Origin of the sequence: Ureibacillus sp. 179-F W5.1 NHS (genome assembly GCF_045369345.1) — a bacterium.
In the GTDB taxonomy this organism is placed as follows: domain Bacteria; phylum Bacillota; class Bacilli; order Bacillales_A; family Planococcaceae; genus Ureibacillus; species Ureibacillus halotolerans.
This window is the reverse complement of the sequence record NZ_JBIQFG010000031.1, coordinates 1-14,502: the sequence shown is the minus strand read 5'-3', so window position 1 is coordinate 14,502 and position 14,502 is coordinate 1. Positions and strand designations below refer to the sequence as shown.

Genomic DNA, 14,502 nt, shown 5'->3' with positions numbered 1-14,502 from the left:
AACTGTTATTTTTTATTATAATTCGGTAATGTGTATATTTTCACGTGCCTTTTTACCCATTTGATTAGTTTTCATTTAATTTTAATAAAACAAAAGAATCATAATCTAAATAAAAAGAACTAATTTATTCACAAACTTACGTTGCACAACACAAAAAAGCGAATTCCTATAGAGGAACTCGCTTTTTTACTGATTTTCATACTAGATTAATAGTCTTCAAATTAAGATTCAACTGCTTCATCTAATCCAGCTTTATTGTTATATACTTTTTCATCAAATTCGCCTGTTATTTTACTTGTTAAAATACCAGATGTCATACTTCCACTTACGTTTAATGCTGTACGGCCCATATCAATCAGCGGTTCAACAGAAATTAATAAACCGACGATCGCTACAGGAAGGTTCAATACAGAAAGTACGATTAATGAAGCAAATGTTGCTCCACCACCTACACCTGCTACACCAAATGAACTGATGATAACAACTGCGATTAAAGTAATGATAAAACTTGGATCTAATGGATTAATGCCGACAGTTGGTGCGACCATTACGGCTAACATGGCAGGATAAATCCCTGCACATCCGTTTTGTCCGATTGTTAAACTGAATGGCCCAACAAAGTTCGCTACCCCTTCCGATACACCGTACCCATCCGTTTGTGTTTTAATATTAAGAGGTAATGTACCAGCGCTTGAACGAGATGTAAATGCAAAAGTTAAAGCAGGTAACCCTTTTTTCACATAAGTTTTTGGACTTAATTTTGCTAGACTAATAAAGATTAAGTGTATTAAGAACATAACAATAAGTGCTACATAGGAAGCAATAACGAATTTACCTAAATTCACAATCGCTTCAAAATCACTTGTCGCAGCGACTTTTGCCATTAAAGCTAATACCCCGTACGGAGTAATACGTAAAATTAAAGTAACAACACGCATAATGATAGCGTAAAAAGCATCCACAATTTTTTTGAACAACTCAGCTTGTTCTGGTTGCTTACGTTTAATCCCTAAGTATGCAATCCCAATAAATGATGCAAAAATAACAACAGCAATTGTTGATGTTGAACGAGATCCAGCTAAATCTGCAAACGGATTAGTTGGAATGAAAGAAAGAATTTGTTCAGGAATTGTCATATCTTCAACCGTTGCCACACGTTCTGTCAATTCCGCATTACGTGCATTTTCCGCATCTCCTGCTTGTAATTCAATCCCTTCTAAACCAAAGCCAATGGCAGAACCAATGCCGACTGCCGCTGCAATCCCAGTTGTCAGTAATAAAATCCCGATACCGTAAGCACTAATTTTACCTAGATTTTTTGAAAGACTTACTTTTGTAAATGCTCCAATAATTGAGATAAATACTAATGGCATGACAACCATTTGTAATAACCCAACATAACCAGAACCAACAATGTTAAACCATTGGATTGTCGTTGAAGTGACCTCTGATGTTGTACCATAAATCAGATTCATAATGAAACCAAATACGATACCTAAACCAAGCCCTGCAAAAACACGTTTTGAAAATTTCACGTGTTTCTTTTGCATTATATATAAACCGACAATGATTGCTATTAAAATAGCGATATTAACGATTACCAAAAACGTATTCAAAATCGTTTCCTCCTTAAAAAGTTTTAGAATTATAATGAACAATTATTAACTATAATACATAAAAACCGATTGGTAAAGTATGAATTATAAAAAAATAAATGTAAGTGGGAGCTAATTGTGGAACCCACCTAAAAAAAGGATTAATGAACTTAAAAAACTATATGCAGTTGAGGAGCAGAATGTACCAAATAAAATTTTATAAAATAAAAAGCAACCAGCTATTGTGCTAGTTGCCTTCAATTAAATTGTTATATTTACTGCTACAACATACCAACATTTACCCGGTGTATATCCAAAACGTCTGTGATTCCTTTATCCTTCAATCGCATTAATAGATACTCAAAACCTTTTACCATTGCAAGTTCTCTTTCTTCTTCATAAATTGGAACTATTGTATAAATGTTAATTTTCCCCTGATTAGTAAGAACGGTTTCTAGTCCGAGTTCTTGAGGTTTACATACCATAAAACATGATAATTTTGTGTTTGTTGCAAATGGTTGAGGAGGCTCTCCATTTGGAAGAATAACACCTTCATCTAACCACCCATCATAAATATGAGGAATATGTGCAATTTTCCGCAGCCAACCAAGAGGCCAATAATGGTTTTGATCCTTAATGTGGTCTTTCTCAACTAACCAATTTGAAGGTAATTTTAGTAACAATTCGGCATATTTAAATACATCTTCTTCGTTAGAATAATCCATAGGTTGATCACTCATACCAGTGGTTATAAGCGTTAAGAAATCTTTATCCATTGACGGTGGAATTATGTGGATATTGACTGATACTCTACTGCCAGGAATAGTTTCACTTATAGTATTTTTTACAGGACCAAAGTATTTTGCGATATGCTCTAATATCTCTATATGATGATCTTTATTAATATCGTCCATTGTTGTAGTAACAGACGAACCATAATGATGTTCTAACAGCATTATGATTTCCTCTTGCCCTTGCTCTTTTGCAAAAGCTAATGCGTCCATTTCTTTCATTGTCTCACCATTATATTTAACTTTCGTATCGATACCACTTTCTATTAATAATTTTACAATATCGACATGCCCATTACTAATTGCACCAAATAAAGGATTCCTCTCAGGCTCACTTACATCCATATGAGCTCCACAAGATAATAAATATTTTACTATTTCTATATGCCCTGCAGTTGCAGCTTCATTCAACGCCCCACCACCATACACCCCTCCAGGCGTATTAATATTAACACCAAGTTCTATTAGTTTTTTTACTATATCTAACTCCCCTCTAGAAGCTGCGACATGAAGCCACGTTCCAAAAGGGGTCATCATATTTAGATATTCTTTATTAGTGCCGATTAATTCAACGATCTTATCCGAATCGCCTTTTTTTATAGCTGTTCGAATGTCTTTTGCAATCTGTTTACTATCCATTTCCAAATCATCTCCTTCTTTTGGCAATATCACCGAGTTTTTCAAGCATTTCTACCATATCTTCTCTGTCTCCACCTGCATCCCTTACTTTTTTAATATTATCTACAACATTTCTAAGTGCTTCAATACTATGCTGACCCTTAACTCTATTCGGAGCCCATACTAGGTTTTCAAGCCCAATAATTGGGTCAATGTCATATTCTCTTAATATGTCTTGACCTTCTTTTACTAGTTCTTTTTGAGCTTTTCCATTTCCTTTTTTAAATACAATATGATGAGCATGAGGATCGTACATATCACTTGGGGGATCACCTTTATTTTTCTTCAAATAAGCTCCATAATCAATTTTATCTACATTTTTAGTAGATTCACCCGTACCCTTAATATTTCCCTCATCAACTTTATCAACTGGCTTTGTAGAATCGCCAATATTTTCTGTTTTAATGGCAGTTTTAGGAGGGCCTTGAAAATTATCTAGCCCCTTCATCATTGTAACTCCTGCACCAGTTGCAACACCGGTTGCGGGCATCATGTTGAGTCCATTCCCTGCAACATTTGTTAGCTCTTGAATATTATTTTTTATTTGATTTAGATATTTATCAATGGAAAGATCCTCGATTCCTGCTTGGACACTCCCTGAAGTCTTGTTTGTTGAAACTTTTATATCATTACCATTTTTAAGGCTTCCCGTTTTCGGAGTAGCACCTTTTAAACCAGCAACTGTTGTAACCACTCCTAAACTATTTAACCAATGTTCTTTTGAAAATGGATCTTCTGGTAAAATAGCTTCTTTTGCTGTATCAGTGAAACCAAGGGTCAAATAATTGAAGAAGTCATATGTAGAGTCGAACTTCTTTTCATTTCGACTTTTCAACCCTGAATTCAGACCGTCTAACGCTCCTATTGAGAGATAATTAAAGAAATCATAAGGGGAATCCAACGCCTTTTCACCACGTTCTTCAAGTCCGTCGAAAAAATCCTTCCCAATCTCTTTAAAGCTATTCCACGTTTCAATAAATGGATTAGATTCATCTGATTCACTTGTATTTGATTGGGCGTCGGTTACTTTCATACTATCATTTTCATCAATACTTTTGTTATTTTTCCCTATCATATTAGGTAATTCAGGTACTTGCCTAGCAATTTTCTGTTCAGCCTCTGCATACTTATCCATCGAATTTTGAAGGAAGGATACTAACTTTTGCATATTCTTTTCAATCGTTTGTAATTCATTCGATATTTTGTACAATTGATCCCCGATTCCGTGTCGTGCTTTAATACGGTAATCGATTTGAGATCGGATGGATGCAACATTGTCTGTAGTATTCGATACTTTCGTCGTAACTTGTGAAAAGCTAGGGGTCAAATCATTAACTCTATCGATATCAACTTTTATCTTTGACATGAATGTCCTCCACTAAACCCATTCTTTCATTAAAAAGTTTCATATTTTAATTCTAACCGTGATTAGAAATTCCATTTTATTTATCTTTTTCTAGCCGCTTCTTCCTTCGCTCTTTCTGCTGCTTCCCTTTCCGCCTTTTCCCTTTCCTCTTCACGTTTAATTTCATATGCCGTTGAGACAATTTGTGATTCTACCTTATTGAGTTGATTTACTATATTTAATAAATCTTTATTGATTTCGTTAATGGCACGATTTACATAAACCATTTCATCTGCCTGCCAAGCACTATTCAACGTTGACTGGAGGCTTTCTAAACTGTTGTTCGCTACTCTTAAATTATCTGCATAATTTTCTAGTTTATTAGCCTGTCTAACGGCTTCTCCCACATTGATCCCCATTCTTTTCACCTTACCTTATGTTCAAACATTCCTTAGTTTGTTAATCTTTTTGCATCATTGATAATATTACTTTGCGTTTCTCGATATATTTTTGCACTCTTTTTTATAGACTTCGAAAAGTCTTCTATTATTTTTACATTCTTTTGGAAGTCACCTGATAATCTTGTTAATTTCTTTACATATTCTAAGTTATCAATCCCTTGCCAAGCTGTTCCATTCAAAATAGCTGTGCTTATTAGTTGTTTGTAAAGTAACTCGTAGCTTACCGCATGGGTATTAAGAACTTGTGAGGCATGTTCCAATTTCGATATATCAACAGCAATTTTCTTAGCCATAGTTATTTCCTTTCCCACTATTAATCTATCTGTTAAAATAAATGATTGTTTTTAAAGTAACATACTAAAAAGTAAATTAATGTCATTATACTATATTCAGTAAGTATTTTACCATAATTTAACTGTACTAATTTATCCCCGATTACCTTCTAGTTCTCTACTTTTATGTACAAAAAAAAAACGGATTCCATAATCGGAATCCGTTTTCGTTTTTTAATATTCATCTGTTTCTTCTGTCGTTACTTTATTGTAATTGTACTGAGATGGATCAACTGGTGTAAATCCTATTGGTGTATAGAATCTCAATAAATCACCATTTACGACTTTATCAGATAATTGTAGTTTATACTCTACTTCTTTTTCAAACTCATTTGCTTTTTCCAATAGACTATCATCAGCATCATCTAATGGTAAACCAGTTTTTGCGTCATATAATTTATCATCAATTGAGTAAATGGTTGGGCTGACAAAGTCACCATTTCTGAACGGTACTAGTTCATTGTGTTCTTTTGATAATAAATCAGTACCAAATTGAACGTAATTTTGTGAATCAATTCCAAGTAAGTGTAACAAAGTTGGAAGAAGGTCCATTTGACCTCCGTAAGTATGATTCACTCCACCTTCCATTCCTGGGACGTGAATAATCAAAGGTACTTGTTGTAAATTAGCACTTTCATAAGGCGTTACTTCTTTTCCGATAATTTGTTCCATCGCTCGATTATGATTTTCTGAAATACCATAATGGTCCCCATAAAGAACGATCATACTGTTATCATATAAACCTGATTCTTTTAATTGTGTAAAGAACTGTTCAATCGCTTCATCTGCATAACGAGCCGTTTGGAAGTAATTATCTACACTCGGGTCGCCAGTAGTTGCTTTCCCAATCGTTGTTAACTCTTGGTCCATTTTATAAGGATAATGGTTCCCAACCGTTATAAACTTCGTATAGAAAGGTTCAGGTAAAGATTTTAAAAGTTCCGTTGATTGTTCAAAGAACGGTTTATCTAACAAGCCGTATTCTGCCATATCTTGTTCAGAACTTGTGTCATAGTAATTTGCATCAAAGAAATGGTCATAACCGAAGGATTTATAAATCTCATTACGGTTCCAGAAAGTTCCGTTATTCCCATGGAACACTGCAGATGTATAACCATTCTCTTTTAAAATAGCTGGAGCTGCTTGATACGTATTTTGACCTTTCGTAATAAAGGCAGATCCTTGTGGTAAACCAAATAAAGAGTTTTCTAACATAAATTCAGCATCGGAAGTTTTACCTTGAGCTGTTTGATGGTAGAAATTATCAAAATATAGTGAATTTGGATCTTTAATTAATGAATTTAAAAATGGCGTTACTTCTTCACCGTTTAATTCATAGTTCATTAAAAAGTCTTGCATCGACTCTAAGTGAATATAGATTACATTCATTCCTTTTGCTGCACCAAAATATTCAGGGTTCGGTTCAGCATAGTTCGATCTTGTATAGTTAATCACTTCTGTCATATCATCACTATCAGCTAGCGCTCTTTGTGAAGACGCCTTAATTGTTTCAGCAGCGTCATACATTGTATAGTTATACATGCCTAAATATTTCACAATGTAGTTTCGATCAAAACCACGCGTTAATAATTGAGGACGATCCACGTTAGCTAATCCTAAATTGATAACTGATAAACCGACTACAAAAGCTATTACGGTTACAGCTTTTTTATAGCCTACTCTACTATAATCTTTTTGTATTTTTTTAGATAAACATAAGTAAATTAATAAAAATACATCAACAAAGAATAAAATATCGTAAGGTTTTAATAAAGAAACAACACTTCCACCTAAATCTCCAAAGTTTTGCGTTTGGAAAATGGTCGGTAATGTAATAAAGTCACTAAAAAATCGATAATAAACCGCATTTGCGTATAAAAGAATAGATAGTAGCGTGTACATCACAACGAGTAACGTATATTTCCCACGCCCTTTAAAGACAAATGCAAACCCAAGAAACAACATAGCTGAACCTAATGGATTAATAAACAATAGAAATTGTTGCAGGAATCCATCAACATCTAAATGGAATTGGGTTACTTGCGTAATATATGTTTTCATCCATAGCATAAGGACAGCTAATAAATAAAGACCAAAAAATTTGTTTAAAAAGCCTTCTTTTTTATTATTTAAACTTTCCATTTTGAACACCTTCCTTTTAGTCAAATAGACTAAAAAAATAAGACTATTTTCAAGTTATTTAAGTTTTACATTAAATGATGAATTTGGTAAACTGTAATATTACCAATCAATTCACAGGAATATATAGTACACCTAATACACGTGTTCTGTCAAATAAACATTCATTTTTTGTTTACTTTTTTTACGATAAAATGTTTGTATCTTATCACTTTTTACATTAGTAATATAACGATTTAACTTTATATAATGTTTCACTTTTATTTAAAAAAAATAAAAACGAATTCCAAAAATAGGAATTCGTTGTTTAATAAGAGTTGAAAGAACGCAATGAAGACTCGATTAACGAACAGCTTTGTGGGAACCATCACAGTTAGGCATTCTTTTAGACAGTCCACAAGTACAATCCTTTAATCCTTTACCATTCAAAATTTGTGGGATATATTTTTCAACCCTTGCCGCCCGTGTTTTCGATTGTTTCGGTTGGGAGAAGTGAAAAATGTATGCTCTTTGACGCCCAGGAGTTAGTGCTTCAAAAGCAGTTTTCAAGTCGAAATTTTCATCTAATTTCACTTGAAATTCTTCTGGAATGACGTATTCCGTATCTTTTTTGTACTCCACTTCCAAACCAGCTTTTTCAACTTCAATAGCTTCATGAATGTACTCTTTTATAATATTTTCCATCTCAACAATCTCTTGGACATCCGTAAATCGAATCTGACGGGCTGCTTGTACATTCTCTGTTTGTTGGATCAAAATCCCATGGTTATCTTTTAATAGAGCGCCTTTGTGGAACAACAATGCACAATATTCTTTAAATCCGTGTATTAATACAATATTCTTTTTCTTATAAGTATAACAAGGATGCATCCACTTAAATTCCTCAGTTAGCCCACATTCAAGAACAATCGCTCTTAACTCTTCAAATTCAGCCTTCCATTTTTCAGCTTTATTTAGAAATTCATCCACTTTAGGATTGTTATTACCCTTTGTCATAATAAGAGCACCCCTCTCCATTATTCATTTGTTTGAAAACCATTTACCTTCGTTCATCCATTATAAATAGTATAAAACCCCATATAAAAGATAGGCAAATTGCAAACTAATAGAGGAACTCTTTCAGGAATCTTTACCTATTAAATAGTTGCTGAATAACATGATTCACTTGAAATGATGGAGAAACAATTAATAACATTTAGAGGACAAAGTTACAAAATCACTTATGAAAAATGGGATTCTTCGTAGTAAACCAAGTTCCATATGATGAAACGGAACTTGGTCTGCTAGATTTTCAAAGTATGTGTGGCAATATTCACACTTCAAAATATAAATGTTGATGAATGTTACAACCTGGATTAAATGCACTTTTGCAGGATGGACATGTAGAATTGCAAGATAAATATTCATTAATAGTAAGTTCATATCCACATGTCCCGCATAACACAGCCTTTTGGTGAAATTGATTTTTCGGCCAAACTTGTGGATTGGTGCAACCTACTTCTTCATGACAGGAGAAGCACGGAAAATATGTATCACAACAGTAAAATTTCATTGCAATTCGATCAATTTCAGAATGATAATGCAAACATCGTGTTTCTTTGTCAATGCCTTTCCCTTTTATTTTGTGACCATGAATATGCATTTGATCCTCCCCTTTTGTTTACATCTTTGCTTAACATCATTTCTTATACTTTTGTACAATTGGCTTTAGTCGATAGCCGAATATTCCGGCAAAGATAGCTAAAATTATGTCTTTTGGTAATGGTACCATCATCCATGCCCATGCCATTTGATAAGTAAAGTTTGACGGTGCCTCAAACCATAACTTATATGCTGCATACATCCAATTGGTCCCTATGAAATAATTAATAGCAGTTCCAGCCAATGAAGCAATTACAAATCCTTTTGTTGTAGGAAACTTCCGAACGATTGCTCCAACTATAAAAGCAACGATAACATATGAAAGAATAAACCCAAAAGTAGGTGTAACGAGTGAATCTATACCACCTGAAAACTTGGCGAATACTGGTAACCCAGCTAGTCCAATAAAAAGATAAAAAAGCATAGCAACAGCTCCTGTGCGACTACCCAATAAAATTCCGGCTAGTATCGCAAAGAATGTCTGAAGGGTTATTGGTACACCACCGATAATCAAAAATGAGGAAATGTTGGCACCAATCATCATCAATACGGAAAACATTGCAATTTGTACCATACGTAAAGTGCGTGAATGATTATTTGTTCTAGTGATAGTAGCAGTCATCATATACCTCCCTATAACCAATGTTAGAAATAGTATATTGAAACAGTATCATTACGTCAACCTAATTTATATTTTAGTTAACATAAAACTTCCCTTTTCAAAGAAAAAAACAACAGCCAGTTAGACTGTTGTTTTTCCTTATATAGTATTAATCCATATTATTAGCTTCAAAATGATCAAGTAATGCACGTACTTCATCCGTTGTTTTTGTGTTCATTAATTGATTTCTGAGTTCGCCTGCACCACGGAATCCTTTGACATAAATTTTGAAGAAACGATGAAGCCCTGTCACTGGACGTGGCAATTCTTCTTTATATTGATCATGTAGATCTAACTGCAATCTTAAAAGGTCTAAGTACTCCTTACTACTATGCTCTTTCGGCTCTTTTTCGAAAGCGAAAGGATTTTTAAAAATCCCCCGACCGATCATGACGCCATCCACACCGTATTGTTCTACGAGCTTCAGACCTGTTTGACGATCAGGAATATCTCCATTGATTGTGAGCAGCGTATTTGGTGCCACTTCATCTCGTAACTTTTTAATTTCCGGAATTAGTTCCCAATGGGCATCTACAGCGCTCATTTCTTTTCTAGTACGTAAATGGATGGAAAGATTAGCGATATCCTGTTTAAAAATATGCGTTAGCCATTCCTTCCACTCATCTATTTCTGTATAGCCAAGTCTTGTTTTCACACTTACTGGAAGTCCTCCTGCTTTTGCTGCTTGAATAATTTCAGCAGCTACATCTGGTCGAAGTATAAGGCCACTTCCCTTTCCTCTAGATGCAACATTCGGTACAGGACAACCCATATTAATATCAATACCTTTAAATCCTAACTCGGCCATCCCAATACTCATTTGACGGAAATATTCGGGCTTATCCCCCCATATATGTGCAACAATTGGCTGTTCGTCCTCTGTAAAAATCAAACGCCCGCGCACACTTTTTTTTCCTTCTGGATGACAATAGCTTTCCGTATTTGTAAACTCCGTAAAAAATACATCCGGTCTACCTGCTTTACTTACGACATGACGAAAAACAACATCCGTCACATCTTCCATTGGTGCAAGTACAAAAAATGGCCGCGGTAAATCAAGCCAAAAATTTTCTTTCATCTTCAAACTCAAATCCTCTCATTATCTATAAAACATCAAACTTATCGTAAAAAACTTCTTTTACACTTATATCATGTTCAGTAACCTATTATCAAAGACAATACACTCAGACAATTTAGTTTGTCAAAAAATATTGGGGTCAAAATTTTAGTAAACAATATAAAATGAGAAGAAGTTGACATTGTAAAAAGACATGCCCCTATAAACTATCTGTGGAAGTTTTGCTTTACTAAGTTTATTTTCTCTCTTCTCCAACAAATTTATTTACATAAATCAATAAAAATAGTGCAAGTAGTAATGCGGCGATTTTCGTAATTTAAACTACTAATAAGATCTTTTTTAGTTCCTTGTGGTAGCCTCACATTTCCCATTATGTAAATATTATCTCACTTAATTTGTAATAAGGAACATAAAAGAAGACAACGCCAAATAGGCATTTGTCTTCTTTTAAGAACATCAAGTATCGGCATATATTAATAACTCAGTTAACCGAACACTTTTCCCTAGATTTATAATCGTTCCAGGCATTCACTAATTTTGTTGCCTCTAGTTTTGGATTATCAGCCTCCGTCACAGCTGACACAACAAAGAAACCATCCGCTCCTGTTTGGGCAAGGGAAGGTATATCAGCAAGCTTAACACCACCGCCTACGACTACCGGAATCGAACTAAGCTCAGAGATTTTAGCGATATCATCAAAACTTCTTGTAATGACCCTGCCATCTTTTCCAAGTCCACAATCAGGTTTTGTTTGTGTTTCGCGTAATGGTCCAACACCAAAATAATCAAGTTGAGAAACATCCGCTGTTTTTATATACTCAAATAATTCATCTGCCCGAGCTGATAAACCGACAATGAGCTCTTCACCTAAATATTCACGACAAACATCTACTGGTATATCTGTTTGTCCCACATGAATACCATCCACTTTAATCCCTTCTTTTCTCGCAGCTAAAACAATATCTAGTCGGTCATTTACAAGGAGCGCAACCTCTTTGGATTTTCCAGCTTCTTCAATGGCTTCTGCCGCTTGACGTGTTAGCTGAATCAATTCCTTCGCAGAGGCAACTTTGGAACGAATTTGGATACAAGTAAACCCTGCATTCACCGCATCTTTAATAATTGTGGCAACTGGACGACCTTTCGTATTTTCCGGACCTATCACTAAGTATTTGGAAATATCAAGTTTTTTTACAATACTCATTTTATCCTCCTAAAATATCATTTACTTTATCTACTTTCGTATTGATCGTATTTGTATATCCTGGTCGAATATCTGCTTTTAACACTACTTCCGTTCGAATTCCCTTCTCCGCAAGGACAAATGTCGCCTCTTTCACTACTTTCATTACTTCGTCCCATTCGCCCTCAATCTCCGTAAACATCGATGTCGTTCGATTTGGTAATCCTGACTCCCGAATCACTTTCACAACTTCTGCGACTTCCTCTGCCAATTCATCGCCTACTCCAAAAGGCGCAATAGCTACTGCAACTAATGTATTCATAAAAATGAAACCTCCTCTATATCCAATGAATTGTTCGCAATGTCTTCCGCCGTTGCTTTATATAATTCATCTATAAACTGAACTTGGAAACTTCCTGGACCATCCACTTTAAGTTCAGCCCGTTTACCGGCTACATTGTACACCGTAGTGGCGGTAAGTGCCGCAATGAATGGTGATGTTGCTGTAGCGTAGACAGCTGCTACTCCACCTAACGAACAACCTGCCCCCGTAATTTTCTCCATAAAGTGAGAGCCTCCATAGGAGACAGCCATGATTGAGCCGTCTGTTACTAAATCCGTTTCACCTGAGACAGCAACAGCGCCTCCTGTCCACTTAGCAAGCGCAATAGCTGCTGCTTTAGCCCCACTTACTGAATCCGTAGAATCAACACCGCGAACATTCGATTGTTCTGTACCTCCGTCTAATCCCCATAAACCAGCTAATGCGATAATTTCCGAAGCATTTCCTCTAATGATTGTCGGTTTATATGCCTTAAATTGTTGTAAAAGTTTTGTTCTAAGTGAACCAATACCGACAGCAACGGGATCTAAAACCCATGGCTTTCCTGTTTCATGCAACACCTTCGCTACATAAGGTAACGTCTCCTCATAAATCGGTAACAACGTTCCCACGTTGATACACATAGCTCCGCCAGCTTTTGCCAAAAACTCCGCCTCATCTGGCAAGTACACCATAGCGGCAGATCCACCAACAGCAAGCTGTGCATTTGCTACAAGATTAATCGTTACAGTGTTCGTAATCGAACCTGCCATCGGATTCGTCCCTCTTACCGCTTCAACCGCCTGCATCATTTTACTTTGAATCTCTTGCTTGTTAACCACTTTGCAAACACCTCTCTATTTCCATTCTTTATACGAACGAATAGATCAACAAAACAGGGGATTAAGGTATGAATTCACTTAGGCTCTATATAATAAAAAAATGCTCTCCCATTAAATAAAAATGGGAAAGCACAATTCAAATTATTGCTTATAAATCTAATGAATCGCTTCCCTACACCAGTGTTAACTGACAGGTTCAAAGAGTCAGGTTTTAACCTTCTCAACTCCGAAGAGTCCCCCCGCAATATTTACTATTCAGTTTGTTACTACACATACTACCAACTGATACACCGTATGTCAATTTGTGCTAGTTCCAGCACGAAACTGCTTCATCATATGCGGACCGTCTTTGGCAACACATGAATGTTGTAAAGCTAGGAAGCGTTTTAAGTCTTCATATTCATAAGCTTATATAAAATTCACTTTATTTAATTAGGGCAAAAGAAAGTTTTCCGATTAGAAATTTCTTCTTTTAAAATGGGGGTATGGCAACGGGAACATGCATTACCTTCTTGATCATAAACATAGAATTGGTAACCTCCTGTTTTGTTATCTCCCTTATATAGTGGGTTTTCCATATAACCACCTTGTTCGATTCCTTTTTTAAAAATAAACTGAATCGACTGATAAACCCGAGTTAATTGTTGCTCGTCTAGCACATTGATTTTTTTATCTGGGCGAATCCCTGCATGCCAAAGAATTTCATCAGAATATGCATTCCCTATTCCAGCTAGCACTTCTTGATTGATTAATGTTGTTTTTATCATTCCCTTTCTTTTTTCCATTAGCTGTTGAAAGGTATCCAATGTGAAATCGGGATCAAGTACTTCTAGTCCTAGTTTTTCAAACTCTTTCTTTATCTCTTCTGGTGATAAAAGATGCAAGTAACCTAAACGCAGTCCAATAAAATATAAATGTTGTTCTCCAAAAGATAATTTTACTTGAATTGTTCTGTCTGGTTTATCTTCCTCTTTACCAAAAAACATCCATCCACCAAGCATTAAATGTAACAGTAAACACGAATCATCCTGTAATTGGAAAATTAAATACTTCGCTCTTCTCGTAATCGTTTTTATCGTTTGATTTGAAACTTGTGCAATAAACCGTTCAACTGGTACGTTAATCGATTTTTCCCGTCCAATCTCAACATCTGAAATTTTTTGCCCACCTATCAATGACCCTAGTAATGATTTATATGTTTCCATCTCCGGCAATTCAGGCATAATACTGTCCTCCAATTTATCTTCGGTTTATACAGTATTTCCTATTGGATGGTTATTATAAATGGATGCATTTTGGAAACAATCTAGCCCGATTGGTTACTTTTTTAAATGGGTTGCAAAGTGCTTTCTGAATTAATAAATATCCGCCTGTAAAACAGGCGGTTTTAGTAACGCCCTATAAGGGCTCCTTACTAACTGCCCCTAAAGGGGC

General features: G+C 35.3%; 14 protein-coding genes and 1 riboswitch. All 14 genes read right to left on the bottom strand.

Going from position 1 to position 14,502, the window contains the following annotated elements; genetic code table 11:
• Positions 1-221: 221 nt before the first annotated feature.
• Positions 222-1,616 carry an L-cystine transporter gene (locus ACH0B5_RS13070; protein WP_191708804.1) on the bottom strand — a complete coding sequence of 465 codons (1,395 nt, stop codon included), beginning with the start codon at positions 1,614-1,616 and terminating at the stop codon, positions 222-224.
• Between the two features lie 260 nt (positions 1,617-1,876).
• Positions 1,877-3,025: a suppressor of fused domain protein gene (locus ACH0B5_RS13065; RefSeq protein ID WP_341362714.1), complete on the bottom strand. Its 1,149-nt coding sequence runs from the start codon at positions 3,023-3,025 to the stop codon at positions 1,877-1,879.
• Between the two features lie 7 nt (positions 3,026-3,032).
• Complete coding sequence (locus tag ACH0B5_RS13060) at positions 3,033-4,430, bottom strand: AHH domain-containing protein (RefSeq protein ID WP_341362715.1); 1,398 nt, start codon at positions 4,428-4,430, stop codon at positions 3,033-3,035.
• 80 nt (positions 4,431-4,510) lie between these two features.
• On the bottom strand, positions 4,511-4,828 hold the full coding sequence (locus tag ACH0B5_RS13055; RefSeq protein ID WP_122973465.1) for a hypothetical protein: 318 nt from the start codon (positions 4,826-4,828) through the stop codon (positions 4,511-4,513).
• Positions 4,829-4,860: 32 nt separating this feature from the next.
• Positions 4,861-5,163, bottom strand: coding sequence for a WXG100 family type VII secretion target (locus ACH0B5_RS13050; protein ID WP_406927924.1), 303 nt, complete (start codon positions 5,161-5,163; stop codon positions 4,861-4,863).
• Positions 5,164-5,376: 213 nt separating this feature from the next.
• The gene (ltaS, locus tag ACH0B5_RS13045) at positions 5,377-7,344 is read right to left on the bottom strand and encodes a lipoteichoic acid synthase (protein WP_406927923.1); all 1,968 of its coding nucleotides are present in this window, start codon (positions 7,342-7,344) and stop codon (positions 5,377-5,379) included.
• Positions 7,345-7,683: 339 nt separating this feature from the next.
• Positions 7,684-8,337 (bottom strand): DUF1801 domain-containing protein, encoded by a 654-nt coding sequence (locus ACH0B5_RS13040; RefSeq protein ID WP_406927922.1) that lies wholly within the window; start codon positions 8,335-8,337, stop codon positions 7,684-7,686.
• 316 nt (positions 8,338-8,653) lie between these two features.
• Positions 8,654-8,983 carry a CHY zinc finger protein gene (locus ACH0B5_RS13035; protein ID WP_406927921.1) on the bottom strand — a complete coding sequence of 110 codons (330 nt, stop codon included), beginning with the start codon at positions 8,981-8,983 and terminating at the stop codon, positions 8,654-8,656.
• A 36-nt stretch (positions 8,984-9,019) separates the two neighbouring features.
• Positions 9,020-9,607 (bottom strand): biotin transporter BioY, encoded by a 588-nt coding sequence (locus ACH0B5_RS13030; RefSeq protein WP_406927920.1) that lies wholly within the window; start codon positions 9,605-9,607, stop codon positions 9,020-9,022.
• Positions 9,608-9,752: 145 nt separating this feature from the next.
• The gene (locus tag ACH0B5_RS13025) at positions 9,753-10,721 is read right to left on the bottom strand and encodes a tRNA dihydrouridine synthase (RefSeq protein ID WP_406927936.1); all 969 of its coding nucleotides are present in this window, start codon (positions 10,719-10,721) and stop codon (positions 9,753-9,755) included.
• Positions 10,722-11,202: 481 nt separating this feature from the next.
• Complete coding sequence (locus tag ACH0B5_RS13020; protein WP_122973705.1) at positions 11,203-11,925, bottom strand: thiamine phosphate synthase; 723 nt, start codon at positions 11,923-11,925, stop codon at positions 11,203-11,205.
• A gap of 1 nt (position 11,926) precedes the next feature.
• Positions 11,927-12,226, bottom strand: a complete 300-nt coding sequence (locus ACH0B5_RS13015) for an MTH1187 family thiamine-binding protein (protein WP_122973706.1) — start codon at positions 12,224-12,226, stop codon at positions 11,927-11,929.
• Positions 12,223-13,068: a hydroxyethylthiazole kinase gene (thiM, locus tag ACH0B5_RS13010; protein WP_406927919.1), complete on the bottom strand. Its 846-nt coding sequence runs from the start codon at positions 13,066-13,068 to the stop codon at positions 12,223-12,225. The genes ACH0B5_RS13015 and thiM overlap by 4 nt, the downstream gene beginning before the upstream one ends.
• Positions 13,069-13,219: 151 nt before the next feature.
• A riboswitch (TPP riboswitch) is annotated at positions 13,220-13,319 on the bottom strand.
• A gap of 177 nt (positions 13,320-13,496) precedes the next feature.
• On the bottom strand, positions 13,497-14,291 hold the full coding sequence (locus ACH0B5_RS13005) for an Fpg/Nei family DNA glycosylase (protein ID WP_406927918.1): 795 nt from the start codon (positions 14,289-14,291) through the stop codon (positions 13,497-13,499).
• Positions 14,292-14,502 lie beyond the last annotated feature (211 nt).